Genomic DNA, 16,252 nt, shown 5'->3' with positions numbered 1-16,252 from the left:
TTAATACTTTGGCCAAAGAGTTGAACAACGTTTTTTTATCCGGAAAAGGCAAACAAATCCGGATAAAATTACCACCTAACATAATATTGCTAACTTTGCGCCTTACGCAAAACTGTTTTTTCTGCCACTGCATCTCATTTCAATCATTCTAAACTAAATATTTATGTCAAAGTCGTTATATAAACGCCGCGAAGTACTAAGTTGGGCTATGTACGATTGGGCAAACTCAGCTTACAATACAACTGTTATTTCGGCATTTTTTCCGGTATTTTTTGGCTCGTACTGGAATTCGGGGGTCGAAGAAACAGTTAGCACGGCTCGTTTGGGCTTTAGCAACTCGTTTGCTTTTATTGTAATTGCCTTGTTGGCACCTGTTTTGGGGTCTATTGCCGACCGCAGCATGTCGAAAAAACGATTTTTGGGCTTTTTTTGCGCCTTAGGGGTAATTATGACGTTTGGTTTGTTTTTTATTAATCAAGGCGAATGGCAAATGGCGGCTTTTTGTTATATACTGGCTACCATTGGATTTTCGGGGTCTATTGTATTTTACGACTCGCTGCTTACCAGCGTTGCAGCCAACGAAAGCGAGTACAATAAAATTTCAACTTATGGCTACTCTGTGGGCTATTTAGGGGGTGGTTTGCTATTGGCGGTAAATGTGGCCATGACGCTACAGCCTGCCTGGTTTGGTTTGGCCGATGCTGCCCAAGCTGTAAAATACTCGTTTGTAATGGTGGCTGTTTGGTGGGGCTTATTTACCCTGCCGCTTATGCTTAACGTTAAAGAGCCCCCCGAAGAAAACCCGCAAACCGGCTTACAGGCTGTAAAAGCGGGGCTTAACCAATTGCGCCAAACCTTTGCTGAAATACGAGGGCAACGAAATATATTTTTATTTTTACTGGCTTACTGGTTATATATTGATGGCATCGATACCATTATTACCATGGCCGTAAAATATGGGCAAAGTATTGGTTTTGAAACCACCGATTTAATTACAGCTTTGTTAATGGTGCAGTTTGTAGGTTTTCCGGCAGCTTTTGCCTTTGGTTTTTTAGCTCAAAAAATAGGCTCGCGGAAGGCCATTTACCTGGCTATTTTTATTTATTTGTGCTTGTCAATGTTTGGCGCATTTATAAGCGAAGTATGGCATTTTTATGTATTGGCGTTTGTAATAGGCTTGGTACAAGGTGGTATTCAGGCCATAAGCAGGGCGTATTTTGCCGGCTTAATACCTAAAGAAAAATCGGGCGAGTATTTTGGATTTTACAATATGATTGGCAAATTTGCAGCCGTAATTGGCCCAACCTTAATGGGTTTTGCCGGATTAACCTTCTTAAAAATGGGTTATCCGGATGATACAGCCTCGCGCATGAGTATTACCGTTATTTCTATACTATTTTTATTGGGTGCTTACTTTTTCTCAAAGGTAAAAGACCCACAGGCTTCTGCACAAACACAAGAAGAAGGTCATTAACAGAAAAAGGTAACAAACAAGCCAAGGTTTTTAAACCTCCGAAGCCCTTTTAAGGCTCAACTAAATAAACAAAGCCCCGCCTTTGTATAAAAAGCGGGGCACCAAACTTACAATAAATCTTAAAACAAGCTGTTAATATTTTATTTCGGGGATACCAATTTTACTTGAATTTGCCTTATACAAATTAAAATCGGCAACAGTTACATTTTTGTTCATATCAAGGTCGGCAGGCGAATAAACGTTTATTTTGCTCGTTTCTGTTGAATATAAATTAAAATCGGCAACAGTAATTACGCCGTCTGCGTTTATATCGCCGGCATGCAAGGCATAATACCCACCACTTACCGCTTTTACCTGCGCTGTTCCTTTTACGTTTAGTGCCCAGGTAAAATCAAAAGGGGTATTGTTGGGCAAACTTACCTGATTTTTAGACATTACTGCCAAATGGTTTCGCGAACGCACTATAATTGAATAGTTTGCTGCTGTTAATGCTAATTTTACGCCTTCGCTTTGGTCTAATTCAACTACTATTCCATCTTTGCGAAGCCAGGCAGCACGGCGTTCTACAATAGTTGCGTCATTGCGTATTTCAACCAAAACCCAATCTACTATATTGGCAGGAATGGTTGTTGTAGTTTCGTTTCCGGCATAATTCCATGGTGTGGTATTAAAAGGTTGTGATTTTGGCATTGCCGATACTAAATTGGTGTTCATTTGCCCAGCCCCGTTGTAGGGCCCTTCGAGAAACATTTTAATTTTTACCCTAACATCACACGCTGTCGTTGGTTGCATGGCTGTGCTGCCATTACAAGAATTATTTTCGGTTGAATGGGCTTTAATTGCCAGCCCGCAGGTTATAGCGTCGGTGTCTAAATGGCGAATATAAGCCCCATCTGTTAAGGAAGGATACATTAGTTTGCCATAATCTAAAACGTGCCCCATGCCTATACAATGCCCAATTTCGTGCACAGCAATAGATTCAAAATCTTTTTTGTCAATATTCGGAGGCGATTGTAAATAATGCCACTGCGCAGTGCTTGAAAAAATTAAATCCATTTCTTCAAAATAAGCATCGCCATTAGCGCAGGCAATATACCACTGCGTAGATTGCGCCAACAGACCCGCCGACAATGGACAAGTAGCATTGTCGTAGGCAATAATATTTACGGCATCTTTGGCCGGGCATTTTTTGGATGATGTTGTATTTGATACAAACATATTTAACCCAATATGGCAATGATAATTGTTTAGCGCGTTTTCAAAAGCTAATTTGGCATTTGTGTTCGTAAAATTGGTGCTATAGGCAAGGGTGTAACCTCCGGACCCATTGTCATTTACCAAATCAATTTCGCGGTTGTTTATATTAGTTTTGTTGTATAAAATGTTTAGGTCTTCTTCGCTTTCGCCATAAGCACCTATACTGTTTACCACTCTAAATTTTCCGGTGCCTGCGCCAGCTTTTCCTAAGGCCAGGTCTTTTCCGGGAATATAAACAACAATAGAAGTATTGCTCCATTGAACAATTTTAGACGAGGCAACATTTTGATAGGCAACAGTTAAACCGTAGTAATCCGGATTCCGGAACTGAACAGTAGCTAATCCGGTGTAAGGGCCAAAATCATCGCCGGTAATGGTTATAAATTTATTATTTCCGGCCTCAACAGTAGTAGGGGTAAACGATAAAATTGTAGGAAGCCCCTTTGGTGCAGGTATTTCTTCTTTTACCGATATAACAATAAAATTTGTGGCGGTATATTTTTTAATTGCTTTATACAATCCGGATTCAACACCTCCATATTCGTTAAAATTATCATAGGCTGTATTTGTTGGCTCGTCATACTTCACCATTCCTTGCGCCTCGGCGTATGGCGACAGTACTGCCTTGTTTTGCATCATATTATTGGGGTCCATGGCGTAGGGCGCAGTGGCAAAAAATACACCTGTTTCTCCTAAATCTATTGTCAGGTTAGGGTTTACCACTTCTACAGCGCCATCAATTATACCGCCTTTTGTTACAAACTGAATAGTTTTATAAGTTAAATTGCCTTTAAAATCTTTAAAAACAACAATTTCGTGGGCTGTATATATATGCGATTGATTAGTATCGTAAAAGCTATATTTGGAGATAACTTTACCTTCAAAAACAAAATCGGCACTTTGTACCCTTTCTTTTAAACTAAGGGGTTGCAAATGACATTGCGCGCTTAATTTTACTGAAAAAAGCACTACATATAATGCACAAAGCCCAATTTTATGGTATAAGTGTTTCATTTTTATTGTCTGTAATTTAGATTTATTGTTTGCTTTAAGTTTGGTTTGGGTTTGAAATAACCGGCAGCAGTTTGATTTTTTAACAACCAATTATCTACTGCCGGATTGAATTCCTATGCTAATTGCCATATAGGCGTGTTGCCACTTTAATTATCGGTGCCTAAATGCGCGCCCGAAGGGCGAAAATATACGCGCGTACCTTCATCATCGTCTAATTTTACGCGGTAGTGGTTACTGTTGTTCCATTTTTTAACTTGGTCTATGGGTACGCCTGCAAAATTGCTGTTAATATAGTTTTGTGCAGCCGTTGGCAAAGCACTAAACGAAATATTTACGTCATTTTCGGCATCTTCAAAAATAAAGGTGCCATCGCCTTCAAAAAACAAAGTGTAGTTATTGCTTAAATCTACCTTATAAACGGTGGTAGCAAATTGTTCGTTGTCAACAATACTAATTCCGGAATAATTGGCATCAATATAATCTACAATTACTTGGGGCAAGGTGCCATTGTCTGAGCCGATAAAATTGCCATTTGCATCAAATATTAGTTCCATGCCATTGTTTAGGTGTACTTTATAAAATCCGTTGTCTTCAATATCAGCTTCTACAATGGTAGCAGTTGGGTAGTTTGTTTCAATGTACGATATAATATTGGCAGGTAGCTCGCTAATTGGAATGCCTGACCCGCTGCCGTTTGTATCGTCGTCAACAAATAAGAACTGCCCATTGGGGTCAAAAATGAGTTCTATATTGGTGTTAAGTTCGGCTTTATAATTGCCATTATTTAACAATTTGGCCTCAACAATAGTAGCCGATGGGTAAACTGCGGCAATATAATCTAAGGCAGCTTGGGGTAAATCAGCAATTGGTATATTATTACCTCCGCCGCTACCGTTGTCGTCTGTATCGGCGCCAATAAATGTGCCATTGCCTTGAAAATACAACTCTAAACCGTTGCTTAAATGCAGTTTATAAATTAAGGTGGCAGGGTTTTGCTCGGCTTCGGTTATGGTTACACCGGGGTAATTGGTTTGCACATAAGTTATAATAACTGAAGGCAGGTTCGATATTAAAATATTGTCATCGGTTCCGTTGTCGTCTGCAAATAAAAAGCCTCCGTTAGCATCAAAATAAAGTTCGTTGCCATCACTAAGATGCACTTTAAATGCCACGTTTGGGTTAATGGGGCTGTTTTCGTTTTCGACCTCGGTAATAGTTGCGCCGGGATAATTTGCCGCAACGTAGCTATTAATAGCATCGGGGTATTGAGTTATATTATCATCACCCGAATTGGTAGTGTTGTGCCCGGATAACAAATCGTCATCTATTACGTTGTGCTCGCAGGCAACAAAAAACATAGCCGAACAAGCGACCATCAATAAAACAAATAATTTTTTCATGATACTTTATAATTTAATTGTTAATAATATTGCAACAGGATTTTTATAACAAAAGCAAAAGAATTTTTTAGTTTTTACAGCATTTTGTATTTTAAAGGCATAGCAATAGGGTTTGTCCTGTTTAGTGGCAAGAATTTTAAAAAAATAAGCAGTCAGCGCGGAGATAAACTATTGTTAGTAGTAGTAAATTACTACGGTTTTACAAAAGTTTCGAGGGTAATAATTCCACTATTGGGCGAGGTAATAATGGGTTTTAAACAAGTAGGTATGTCTGGCCAAACAACGGCAATATCTTTTGTCGAAGGGTTAAACCTTGCCGCCGTTACTTGTATAGATAGGGCAAAGTTTTTACTTTCGGCGGGCAACAACACCTCCGTTTGAGGCATGGCAATAATTGTTCCGTCAGTTTCTACATTTTTTAACTCGGTTGGCATAACATCTTCTATGCCTATGTTAAGTGCAATTTGATTGTTTTGAACAGGGGTAATTCCTGCATTGCGAACTTTTCCCGAAAGCACAACTGTTTCGCCAATTTTTACTGTATCCGGAAAAACGATGTCTGTAAATTCAAGTTCAAACTCGGTAATTTCGTACAAAAAATTTCCTTGCGCATCAAAACGCAATCTTATACCGCCTTCAAGTCTAATTTCATAATCGCCATTAGATTTTGTTTTTGCCTCAACAACCGTTAGGCTTGGGTAGTTTGATTCGATATAATTTGCAATTTTATCCGGAAGATTGCTTGTATTTATGATGGTATTAATGCCCAACCCGCTTGCATCTTCGCCGTCGTATAAAATTTCGCCACTTGGGGTAAAAAACAATTTAATATTGTTAGATAATTCAATTTTTATGATGCCATTATCTTTAAGTTCGGCCTCAATTATGGTTGCGCCCTGATAGTTTGTAGCTATATAATTTAAAACAAAATCCGGTATTTCTTCGGGCAGCAAAACTTCATCCACATCGGTAAACAAATGCTGGCCAGTTGGGCTAAACCACAGTTTTGTATCGCTGTCAAATTTTACAAAATAGTTGCCGTTGTCGTCTAAAATTCTAATTTTATCTATTGTTTCGTTGGCAAAATTTGTGTTGATATAATTTTGCGCATTACCTGGCAGTTGGCTAAAGTTTATTTCGGTGCCATCGTCGTTACCGCTCATGTCGGCAAATAAAAAGTTTCCTTGTGGACTAAAATTTAGCTCTAAATCGTTGTTTAGTTTTACCTCATAATTGCCGTTAGCTTTATGGTTTGCCTCTTGTATGGTTGCAGTTGGGTAATTGGTTGTAATATAGTTAGTGGCGACGGTTGGCAATTCGGCAGCCGAAATATTTGTGTCTTGCCCAATATAAGCAAAACTTCCATCTTCATTAAAATATAAAATAGTGCCATTACTTAGCTCGGCCACCCACATTTTGGTGGTGCCATCTTTTAACTCTACTGCTTTAATAGGTAGCGAAGGGTAATTTGCTGCCACATAATTATTAATAGCATCGGGAAATTGGTTGTTCCATGCATTACTTGAGTTGCTGTTTGTAGGGTTGTTTAAAACAATGGGTTCCTTGGTGCAGCTTATTTGAAAGCATAGCACTAACAATAAAAATTGTGCTAAACAAAAGATTGATATATTTTTCATAATCGAGGTGATTAAAATTGTTTTACTGTTTTGATAGTGCAAAGATACGGCGGTTGATATGGGCATTGCAAATTATTTTAAAGGCATTTCTTACGGTTTCAAAACTTTATTTTCCGGATTTAAGCTTTAAAATTTTCCGGATACCCGACTAACAAAGTAAAATATCCGGAAAAATTGCCCTTAATTTTTTTATTTATCGAGGTACCCTTGGTTGTGCCAACAAGCTAAATTGGCCCATTCGACATCAGTAAGCGGGTCAACACCCATACCTGTTGGGGGCATAGATTTAGCTTCGAGGATTTCAAAAATTTTCCCTTGGTCAGCTAATTTTTTAGTGGTAGTGTAATTGGTTAAATCTGCCGATGCTAACCCAATGCCGCCTGCGGTGTGGCAGGGCATACACTTTGCTTGCAAAATGACTTTAACATTGGTATCGTAAGTAGCGGTATTGCCTGCACAATCGGCATTTAAAGTTTCGGTTTCGTCCTTACAGGCATTGTTCAATAAAACAAAACCCCCAAGAAAAAATCCGGCAAGCAATACTAAAAAATTTTTCTGTAACATAAACAAGTAGTTTTAATTTAAAAAGTTAAAAAATAGTATATAATAATTATGGCATTTTAATAAGGCAACAAAACAAAAGCCAAAGCTGGTAATTGTAATGCGTTTGCTGTTGCCCGTTAAAAAACTAATGCAAAAATAGGCTATGCTATTAAGTTGCGTTTAATAAAAAATTAGTCGTATCTTACGCTTTCAAAATTAAAAAATGAAAAATTTATTCGAAATTATTGCGGGTTTAAATAAAGCAGAAAAGCGCCACTTTAAACTATACTTAAATCGGGTAGCACCTTACGAAGGCGAAAATTTGGTTGTCAATTTATTTGATGCCATAAACAAAAAACAATTTGAAACAGAAAATGAAATAGCCGAGTATTTTTATCCGGAAAATAAAAACGCTTACTATCGCCTAAAAAACCGGTTGCTCGAATCGCTCGAAAAAAGTTTATTGCTTCTTCATCATACTGCAAGCGACCGCGCAATAATGAGCAATTTAATGCGTTTGGCCGAAATATATACTAAAAAATCGCTGTACAAACTTGCTTACCAAACCCTGGTTGAAGCAGAAGAAATTGGTTTAAAAGGTGGCAATTTTGATATGCTTACAAATATATATGCGGGTATAATTAGTATTTCTTTTTATCATCCGGAAATAAACATTGAAGACTACCTTAAAAAACAACGGCAAAACTTAACAAATTACACCGACCGCATAAGTATTGCCCAACTTATTCATAAAACGGTTCATGCACTATTACAAACCAACTACGAACGGCATAACACCGACATTGAATACGCCCTGCAACAAATTAGCGAACAACTTAATATTAATAAAACAGTTGCCACTGCGCCCAAAGTTCAGTTTGATGTTAGCAATACAATACGGCGTATTTTGCTCCAAAACAATGATTACGAAGCACTCGAAAGTTTTTTAATAGCAAATCTTGCCGAGTTTGAAGCGCGTAAAATGTATAAACGCGATACCCACCAAAATAAAATAGTGCAGTTGGTGTGGCTAATTAATACCTTGCTGCGAAATGGCAAAATTAACCTTATGCCCTCCTACACACAACAACTTTACGAGGCTTTACTTGCCTACAATAAACTTTTTTATCCGCAATTCGAATGGACTTATTACCAATGCATAGTTGCGCAGTATTTTTATACCAACCACCTTAAAGACGGTATTTTGCTGCTCGAAAACTTGGCTCAAACCCGCCACGATACAACCAATATGTATTACAAAGTTTTTATACACGGAAACTTGGCTGTTATCTTGTATTGCAGGCAACAGTTGCCATTGGCAATGCAAGCCATTACCCCTTTGCTGACAAAAGATATTTACAATAAGCTATCGGGCGAGTTGCAGTTGCGTATTTCTTTGCTCGAAGTTATTTTACACCTCGATAATAACGACTGGCAATATGTTGCCTACCGATTAGGCGATATTAAACAAAGCAACAAAGCCCTATTGAAACAAGCAAACTACCAGCACGAAGCTCAATTTATTAAACTATTATCTATTTTTAGTATGGCCTACGAACCTTTTAACGATCCAAAAATTAAGGCAAAAATTGAGCAATATATTAGTAGCTCGCCTGTATTTAGGCCCGGCTCAAATGAGTTTATAAGTTATATGGTGTGGCTTAAAAGCAAACTATCCAAAAATCACTACTACCTTACTTTGCTGGCAAATGTAAAAACTGTTTAAATAGCCGGCTCTAAAAATGAAGTTGTTTAAAAATTAGACAGTATTTCAATAACTGTTTAAGTTAAAAACTTATTGTCTGAGTTAAAACTGCCACACCTTTTAATGCTTAAACAATCTCTATGTGTCTATGTGGTTAATTATATGGTTTAATTCTTAAACAGTTTCCTCAACAATATCTTCCGAATTCACGTTTTAACTACAAAAAAATATTACAGCAATCGTTTTTATTTTAAGTTAATTGCGTAAATTTACTGTTGAACCAAACAAATAACAATGAAAAAACTCTTAGTATGTCTGTTTATCTCAACACTCATCTTCAGTTGTCAGGAAGTTCCAAAAACTGAAAACCAAAGTAAGAAGGAGTTAGAGAAGCCCCTTAGGTCAGAGATGTCTGCTTTGATGCAACGTATGTTCCTTGAAAATAAAATCATCAAAGAACAAATCGAACAAGGAAATTCCAATTTAGGGTTCTTCCCTACAGATTATTTGAAAATTCATTCTGCAGTTTTAACAGACCCTTCTGATATGGACGATATTTTTAAGGAGTGTGCTAATAATTTTATTACCGCCCAACAGCGTGTTTTCTCTGAAAATGAGAACAGCAAAGAAAATTTCAATCGAATGGTAAATACCTGCATTGCATGTCATCAACAGAAATGCCCAGGGCCTATCCGGAGAATAAAAAAACTTTATCTCAAATAAGAATCGGATTCACATAAAGGCAACTACATTGCATAATTGCCTTAGATATTGCCCTAAGCGGTATTATTTTTAGCTCAACTTGCGAGATTTAAGGCAGCATATTTTTGTTGCTGTGCTGCTTTAAAGGCGTATTATTTTTTGCGCTACAGCTTTACCCGTTACCGGATGCGTTGCTACTAACCAATACATACCAACAGGTAAGTTTAGCTCATTTGCGTTTAATATTGATATACCGCTGGGATAAACCTGGGTAAAAACAGGTTGCCCTTGTATATTAAACAAGCTTGCTTTTAACGCTAATCCGGATAAATTACTAAGCAGCACTTCGCCAAAATTATTGTAACTTATATTTATCAATTGTTGGTTGTCGTTGTTTGATGGGTTGTTTATTCCTACCACTGCTATACTGGCATTTAAAGTAATACTGCAGTTTAAGGTGGTGTCGGCAAGGGTAACTGAATAAGTGCCGGGTACCAAATTATCGGCTGTCAAGCTTTTAAGATTGGGGTCGTGGCTCCATGTTACAGTATAAGGTTTGCCATCGGTAGCAAGGGTAATACTGCCATCGTTTGTTGAGGCGTTTGAGCAGTCGGTAATATTTGCCAGCCATGCCCCAATTGGGTCGGTTAAAACATGCTCCCAACTTATAATACAACCGTTTGCATCTTTAAATGCAAGGGTATAACTGCCAGCTACTAAGCCCGGCACCGCAATAACGTTGCCCGTTGTTTTTTTGTAGGTACCCCCATTATACGAAAACTCGTAAGGGGGGGCGCCCCCTGATATGGTGCCGTTTATACTGCCATTATTTAAGTCGTTACAAGTAGGGTTATTGGTTAAAAAAACACCTTTAAAACTAAGGCAAGTAGTGTTTGGCTCGGTGTAAACACCATTTGTGTTGGTGCCCATATAGCCACCCCAGGCAATTGTTGTTTCGGTTATAGCCGTGTTTAAGGCAACGCGGCGGGTGGCAATATTTTTAATACTGTTAAACTCTTTGCCATTACTATTAGCAACATAAATAAGGTCGAGTTTGCCGTCTTCATCAAGGTCGGCTAAAAGTGGCGTTGACGATAGATTACTACCCTCTTGTGGCCCACCTATCAACGAAGCCATTTGTTTATTGGCAAAGTCAATTAATAAAATATCGTGTTTAAAGGTTCCGCCAGCAAGGTTTATCATGGTTAATATTTCGTCGAAGCCATCGGCGTTATAATCAAAAGCCAATGACGAGCTAAACTCAAAAAATCCAAGTGTATCTTGCCAGTAGGGTTTTCCGGTAGTGCCATCAAGTGCTACTTGTACAAACTTGTCGAAAACAGGGCCTATGCCATGTGCGTAGGTTACAAATACATCGGGCAAAAAATCGTTAGGTAAAAAACGACCAATGGTTGGGTTGGCTAACATTTCGCAGCCGGTCAAGGTGTGTTGCCAAATAACGGCATTGGTTTGGCCATCAATAGCATAAGTATGCCCATCGTAACTGCAAGTAATAATATCAAGCACGCTATCGTTGTTAAGGTCGGCAAGGCTGGGAGGCGCAATAAATCCTTTTTTCTTTCCGGAAACCAAGGCAATAGCTTTGGTTGAGTCGCCCGACAATAAGTCTGGAAGTGTAATACGCCATAGTTTGCCACCAAAAGTTTCACCTCCGGTGCCAAAAATAATGTCTAAAACGCCATCGTTGTCAATATCATTAACTAATGGCGACATATAGGTCTCTTCGCCATCGGGCGAGCGCATTTGAAATAGTGTTTTGCCAGTTTTTGCGCTAATAATCATTAGTCGGGCAGGTGGGCGCGAGAGCGAGTCGAACGGAGAGGCGTAGTGGTTGCCGGCATTAACACAAAATATATCATCAAAACCGTCGGCATCTTGGTCGGGTACCCACTGTGGACTAAAAAAATTAAAAATAGTGTCTTTAGCAGGGTCAATTAAGGCACTTTGGGGGTAAAAATCCCAAATTTTGTTGCCGGTTTTGCCGTCAATAGCCCACATCAGGGCATGCCGTCCAGTTATTATTACATCGTCGGTGCCATCATTATTTAGGTCTTTAAATAGTGGGTTGCCAAAAACCTGGGTATGTGCGGGTACATTCCACAAAAGCTCTCCGGTTGCGCCATCGTAAGCCAAAACGCCGTTAGAACGAACACTATCTATAACGCCAGCCCCAAAAATTATATCGTCAGTACCATCTTTGTTAAGGTCGTGGGCCTTGGGCGAACCAAAACAGCTAACTGAGTCGGCATAAGCCGTCCAAACCATTTGGGCTTTTAAGAATTGATGGCTTATGGTCATAAAACTTGTAAGGGCATATAGCATTGCCAATACAAGCAGTTTGTTTATAAGTGTTATAAAAAGACGTTTCATGGGTTTCAGTTTTTATAATGTATAAATATTAATTGGCTATTTTAAGCGAAAATTGTAAAATCAGGCCTTTTATAATAAAGTACTGTGCTAAACAATAGGTTAAGGTAATGGTAATATTTGCAAAGTCAAAGGGTGCGTAAAACTTGTTAACAGCAATTATCGAATCGGAAAAAACAAATAAAACCGCACCAACAAAACAAAATTTAAAACTTTGATATGGTACGCGCCCATACCTGTTAACAGCCATAGTAGCCATAGTTAAAATGGCAACGGCATAAAATATAACAGGCAAAAGTAAATTATTTTTCACTAAATTGGGGTATAAAAAATAAATTAGCCCTAAACCGTAGGCAATATACGGAAAAACTTTCCAGGGATTTTTATGTAGTTCTGATTTTCGATAAGGGCGACTTGTTTTATTAAACAGCACGATGTAAATAAGTTGTGCTATTAAAAAAGCAACTAATCCGGATAAAAATCCGGATTCTGTAGCTGACCACATCAGGCTAATATCGCCCACCCACGAAAAAAACAGGGCAGCAAAAAGGTAATATTTAAAAGTCTTTGGTATATTATTAGTTTGGTAGTGATTTAGGTTTTGCCACAACCAAACTGCCAAACAGGGCATTAGAAGAGGTTTAAACATCCATACCGCGCTACTAAAATAAGGCACATAATTGGCTACTATTACCATAACGCAAAAAAACCAATATGCTACTAAAAACAAGTGGTTCTTTTTATCAAGTAAGTTTGCCATAAGTTGAGCTATTTACGCAACTCGCGCTAATTTTAAAAAAATAACTCTGCAAAGATAGGGCTTAATTTTTTTTGTTGTTTGTTTGATGTGCAGCGGCTATCTTGGAATGCTCAAAACTTCGTAAAATTGTTGGCGTAAATCTTCAACAATTTTCACCTTGTCATCATCTTTGTTATCTTCGGCGTATTTTAAGGCCTTGTCTAACATATCAAATGTTTCGGCCTCGTAGTCGCGCAATTCAATAGCAATTTTAGCAGCCGTTATTGCATAGTACGAGCCGGTGCCTGCGCGGTCAAGGGCTTGTTTTGTCCATTCAAAAGCTTTCCGGAGGTATTTGGGGCGGAAACTGCTTCGGTTAAATTTTAAATTATTATAAAAAATAGCCGATATATCGTGTAACAAACGCGGGTCGTCTTTTACTATATTTAAATAGGCTTCGTTTAATTGGGCAAATTTCAGCCAATCTTTGGTTAAACGGTAGTACTCGGCGGTTAAACAAAATTTTATTTCGTTTTGGCGCTGTTCCATAGGAATGCTTTCCAAATGGCCTTTAATATCGCTCCAAAACGCAGTTTTTTGGGGATTCATGGCTGCCAGCATAGTGCCATTGTATAACGACAGTATAATGGCATCATTTACCGCTTCGGGGGTAAAGCTGCTGTTAGTTTGTAAATTTCTTGGTATTGAAGGAGTTGGTTAAAATCGAAAGCTTCGGGGTTAATGGCTATTTTCCAAAACAGGTTTACGTTGTTGGCCTGGTAAATTTGTTGCTCGGTAAGCGATTGAAAATACATTTCGGCAGGTTTTCGGTACGACTGCCCTAATTTATACGATAAATATAAAAAGTTTCTTAAATCATTTTGGCTTAAGGTGTTATTAATAAACCTAGTACGCATATTGCCATACACAGCCAACGTATCGGCGTTTTGCCTATCGTTAATATAAGTAAAATTTTCGGCTAAGTTTTTTAAATCAATTGTGTTATTTGGCATTATATAACATATTTGAAAAAAACCAAGCCTGTTCATGTAAAAAAGTTTCGAGTTGTTTTCAAGTTGAAATAGCTTGTCGAAATATAATAATTCGGGCGTATTTGTGTCGAACTCGGCATTTATAAAATGCTTTTTATAAAAACTGTTTTCTTCAATATTGCTAAAATTAGAATAAAAGTATTGGCAGTTAACGCATTTGTTTGAGTGGGCAAATACAAAGGCAAAACTGTTGGTTTGTTTTACCGTATCGTATAATTGATCGGGCAACATTTTAATTAATGGTAAAGACGGAGGGATATTAATGCTAACCTCAGCCGGCGTAGCATAAGTCGTATTATCCGATGGTTTGGAAAACACCCAACAAAAGCTACTAACACCAAATAGGGCAGTTAGTGTTATTATAAGCATATACACCGGTCGAAATATAATCATAACAAAATAGGTGTGTTAAAACGTCAAAGCATTTGATTTGTTAGCTGACTGGCTGCGTGTATTAGTTGAATTTAAAAATTAACCATTTGCTTGTTTTAAAATTAGGTATCCGGAGTAAGTATTGCCATAAAAACAAGTGTAAGCAAATAATTAGGATTTATTTTAAACCTAAGTTCATCCGGATTTTTCTACTCTAAATCGGCTTTAATGGTTAGCGTAGTAGGGTTATCCGTGGCGTTGGTGTTTAACCGTATTGTTTTTACTTGCATTCCATCTCGGCTATAGGTGTCGAAGGCTATTTTTACCTCACCATGTTTGCCCGGTTCGATGGGGTCGGTTGAAAAAGTGGGAACGGTACAACCGCATGAGGGTCGAGCGCTGCTTATTACAAGTGGCTCGTTTCCGGTATTTTTTATTTTAAACACGTGTGTTAATTCTTTACCGGCTTTGTGTTTGCCAAAATCGTACTCGTTGCCTCCTACTACGGTCAATGTTGTACGAGGCATATCTTTAATAGAATGGTCGGCGGCATCGTTATAATCGCTAAATTTTGCTACATCGTTGCCATCTTCGTCTGTGTAAGTGCTGTCGGGTACTGGTGCGGTAGCCGCTTGCGATGGTTGTTGCTGTTCAATAGTTGCGGTTGTTGGCTTTTCCTCTGTTTTAGTATTTGTATTGTTGGTTTGGCTACAAGCAACTACTAATTGCAGTAAAATAAAGCCCGTTACTATGAGGTTTAATTTTGATACGTTCATAAATGGGTTTGTTTGTTATATGGGTTGTTATTTTGTATTTTGGCAAGCAGTAAAACAAGTATGCCAATATTATTATTCGGCGGCTTGTATGGTTACTTCAATATTGGGTTGCTCAACAGGAATTATTATACCCTCGCTTGAGATTAATTGCAAATTTTCTACTTCAAAAGCAATTTTTTGCTGCTGGGGCAAACCTGCCGGACCGGGGTTTTGCGGTAAGCCAAAATCTACCGTTACAATACACGATGCCCTAAAAGCCTGACCACCCGTGCCCGAAACTCCCTCTTGATTGGTGCGCACTATTGCCACATCCCAACTATTGGCCGATGTTTTTTTGGTTGCAGTTAAAATATTTTCGTTTTCAGATTTTGCCAAAAACGTGTTGCTAAAATTAGGCATGAATTGTAAAACCGAATCGGTATTTACTTTTACCGAAAAAGCCAGTCCATACACATCTTTAAGATTTTGCTGTTTTAAGTTTTTAATTTCAAAAACCATAGGCAAGTCGGCGCTTTTTGCCGTAGGCAATACGTTAAAAGGGGCTGCATTATTGGTATTGACATAGCCTAATAACCGGGCTTTTGCCCCGCCAAAATTAATAGTTTTGCCCTTAGGTGCTTTAGTCGAAAAATTTAATTTTTTTCCGTAGTTTTTGCTTATTAAACTCGTATCGGCGGCGTTTACCGTGCCATCTTTATTGAGGTCGGCTTTAATAATAGCCTGAAGTTTGGCCTTGTTGTTGTTGTTAGCATTATCGGCCGGAGGTGTTTGTGTCGTTTTTTGCCCAAAGTACAAACCTACCTGCAAATAGTCTAAATGGTTAACAATTTTGTCGTTGTTGACATCGCCGGCAAGGGCAATATCCCGCGATTTATTTTGAGCTGCCGCTTTAAAAGTAAAAAAATACAAGTTTGCCAAGGAAAACATTAGTAAAAAGGCAAATGCGCGAGTTGTTTTTGTAAGTGATTTCATGTTTGGTTTTGGTATGTTTAAGTTGAAAAATTAAAAAAGAAAAAAAAGTGCTAACTTGTTTGATTATTTTTTATTTGTTTGTTTAAACCGGATCTGATATTTATTTTTTTATTATGTTTTTTAATATCCGGATTTATTTAAGATTTCAAGCGGTGGAATTTATACTTATTTTATCCGGATATTAGCGCCTGTAAACTTTGGTTTTGGGCTCAAAATACAGT

General features: G+C 38.1%; 13 protein-coding genes. 3 read left to right on the top strand and 10 right to left on the bottom strand.

Annotated elements, in window-relative coordinates:
- Positions 1–163: 163 nt before the first annotated feature.
- Positions 164–1,474 (top strand): MFS transporter, encoded by a 1,311-nt coding sequence (locus IPI59_00340; protein ID MBK7526022.1) that lies wholly within the window; start codon positions 164–166, stop codon positions 1,472–1,474.
- A gap of 132 nt (positions 1,475–1,606) precedes the next feature.
- Here the strand turns inward: IPI59_00340 and IPI59_00335 are convergent, their stop codons facing one another.
- The 4 genes from IPI59_00335 to IPI59_00320 form a co-directional block, all read right to left on the bottom strand.
- Positions 1,607–3,745: a matrixin family metalloprotease gene (locus IPI59_00335; GenBank protein ID MBK7526021.1), complete on the bottom strand. Its 2,139-nt coding sequence runs from the start codon at positions 3,743–3,745 to the stop codon at positions 1,607–1,609.
- Between the two features lie 146 nt (positions 3,746–3,891).
- Positions 3,892–5,145, bottom strand: a complete 1,254-nt coding sequence (locus IPI59_00330) for a PepSY-like domain-containing protein (GenBank protein MBK7526020.1) — start codon at positions 5,143–5,145, stop codon at positions 3,892–3,894.
- 191 nt (positions 5,146–5,336) lie between these two features.
- Entirely contained in the window at positions 5,337–6,848 is a 1,512-nt protein-coding gene (locus IPI59_00325) for a PepSY-like domain-containing protein (protein MBK7526019.1), read from the bottom strand.
- 123 nt (positions 6,849–6,971) lie between these two features.
- Complete coding sequence (locus tag IPI59_00320; GenBank protein MBK7526018.1) at positions 6,972–7,346, bottom strand: cytochrome c; 375 nt, start codon at positions 7,344–7,346, stop codon at positions 6,972–6,974.
- Between the two features lie 202 nt (positions 7,347–7,548).
- On the opposite strand from IPI59_00320, the gene IPI59_00315 reads away from it, so the two are divergent.
- Positions 7,549–9,051: a hypothetical protein gene (locus IPI59_00315; protein ID MBK7526017.1), complete on the top strand. Its 1,503-nt coding sequence runs from the start codon at positions 7,549–7,551 to the stop codon at positions 9,049–9,051.
- A 273-nt stretch (positions 9,052–9,324) separates the two neighbouring features.
- The gene (locus IPI59_00310; protein MBK7526016.1) at positions 9,325–9,753 is read left to right on the top strand and encodes a hypothetical protein; all 429 of its coding nucleotides are present in this window, start codon (positions 9,325–9,327) and stop codon (positions 9,751–9,753) included.
- A 120-nt stretch (positions 9,754–9,873) separates the two neighbouring features.
- Here the strand turns inward: IPI59_00310 and IPI59_00305 are convergent, their stop codons facing one another.
- The 6 genes from IPI59_00305 to IPI59_00280 form a co-directional block, all read right to left on the bottom strand.
- Positions 9,874–12,123, bottom strand: coding sequence for a PQQ-binding-like beta-propeller repeat protein (locus IPI59_00305; GenBank protein MBK7526015.1), 2,250 nt, complete (start codon positions 12,121–12,123; stop codon positions 9,874–9,876).
- Positions 12,124–12,151: 28 nt separating this feature from the next.
- On the bottom strand, positions 12,152–12,880 hold the full coding sequence (locus IPI59_00300) for a lysoplasmalogenase (protein ID MBK7526014.1): 729 nt from the start codon (positions 12,878–12,880) through the stop codon (positions 12,152–12,154).
- 96 nt (positions 12,881–12,976) lie between these two features.
- Positions 12,977–13,468, bottom strand: coding sequence for a hypothetical protein (locus IPI59_00295; protein MBK7526013.1), 492 nt, complete (start codon positions 13,466–13,468; stop codon positions 12,977–12,979).
- Between the two features lie 47 nt (positions 13,469–13,515).
- Positions 13,516–14,304 carry a hypothetical protein gene (locus IPI59_00290; protein ID MBK7526012.1) on the bottom strand — a complete coding sequence of 263 codons (789 nt, stop codon included), beginning with the start codon at positions 14,302–14,304 and terminating at the stop codon, positions 13,516–13,518.
- A 188-nt stretch (positions 14,305–14,492) separates the two neighbouring features.
- Positions 14,493–15,059, bottom strand: coding sequence for a DUF1573 domain-containing protein (locus IPI59_00285; GenBank protein MBK7526011.1), 567 nt, complete (start codon positions 15,057–15,059; stop codon positions 14,493–14,495).
- 72 nt (positions 15,060–15,131) lie between these two features.
- Positions 15,132–16,031 carry a hypothetical protein gene (locus IPI59_00280; protein ID MBK7526010.1) on the bottom strand — a complete coding sequence of 300 codons (900 nt, stop codon included), beginning with the start codon at positions 16,029–16,031 and terminating at the stop codon, positions 15,132–15,134.
- Positions 16,032–16,252 lie beyond the last annotated feature (221 nt).

It is taken from the genome of Sphingobacteriales bacterium (assembly GCA_016706405.1).
Classification (GTDB): Bacteria; Bacteroidota; Bacteroidia; order Chitinophagales; family UBA2359; genus BJ6.
Note: the sequence above shows the minus strand (reverse complement) of the source record. Positions and strands in the feature narration are given on the sequence as shown.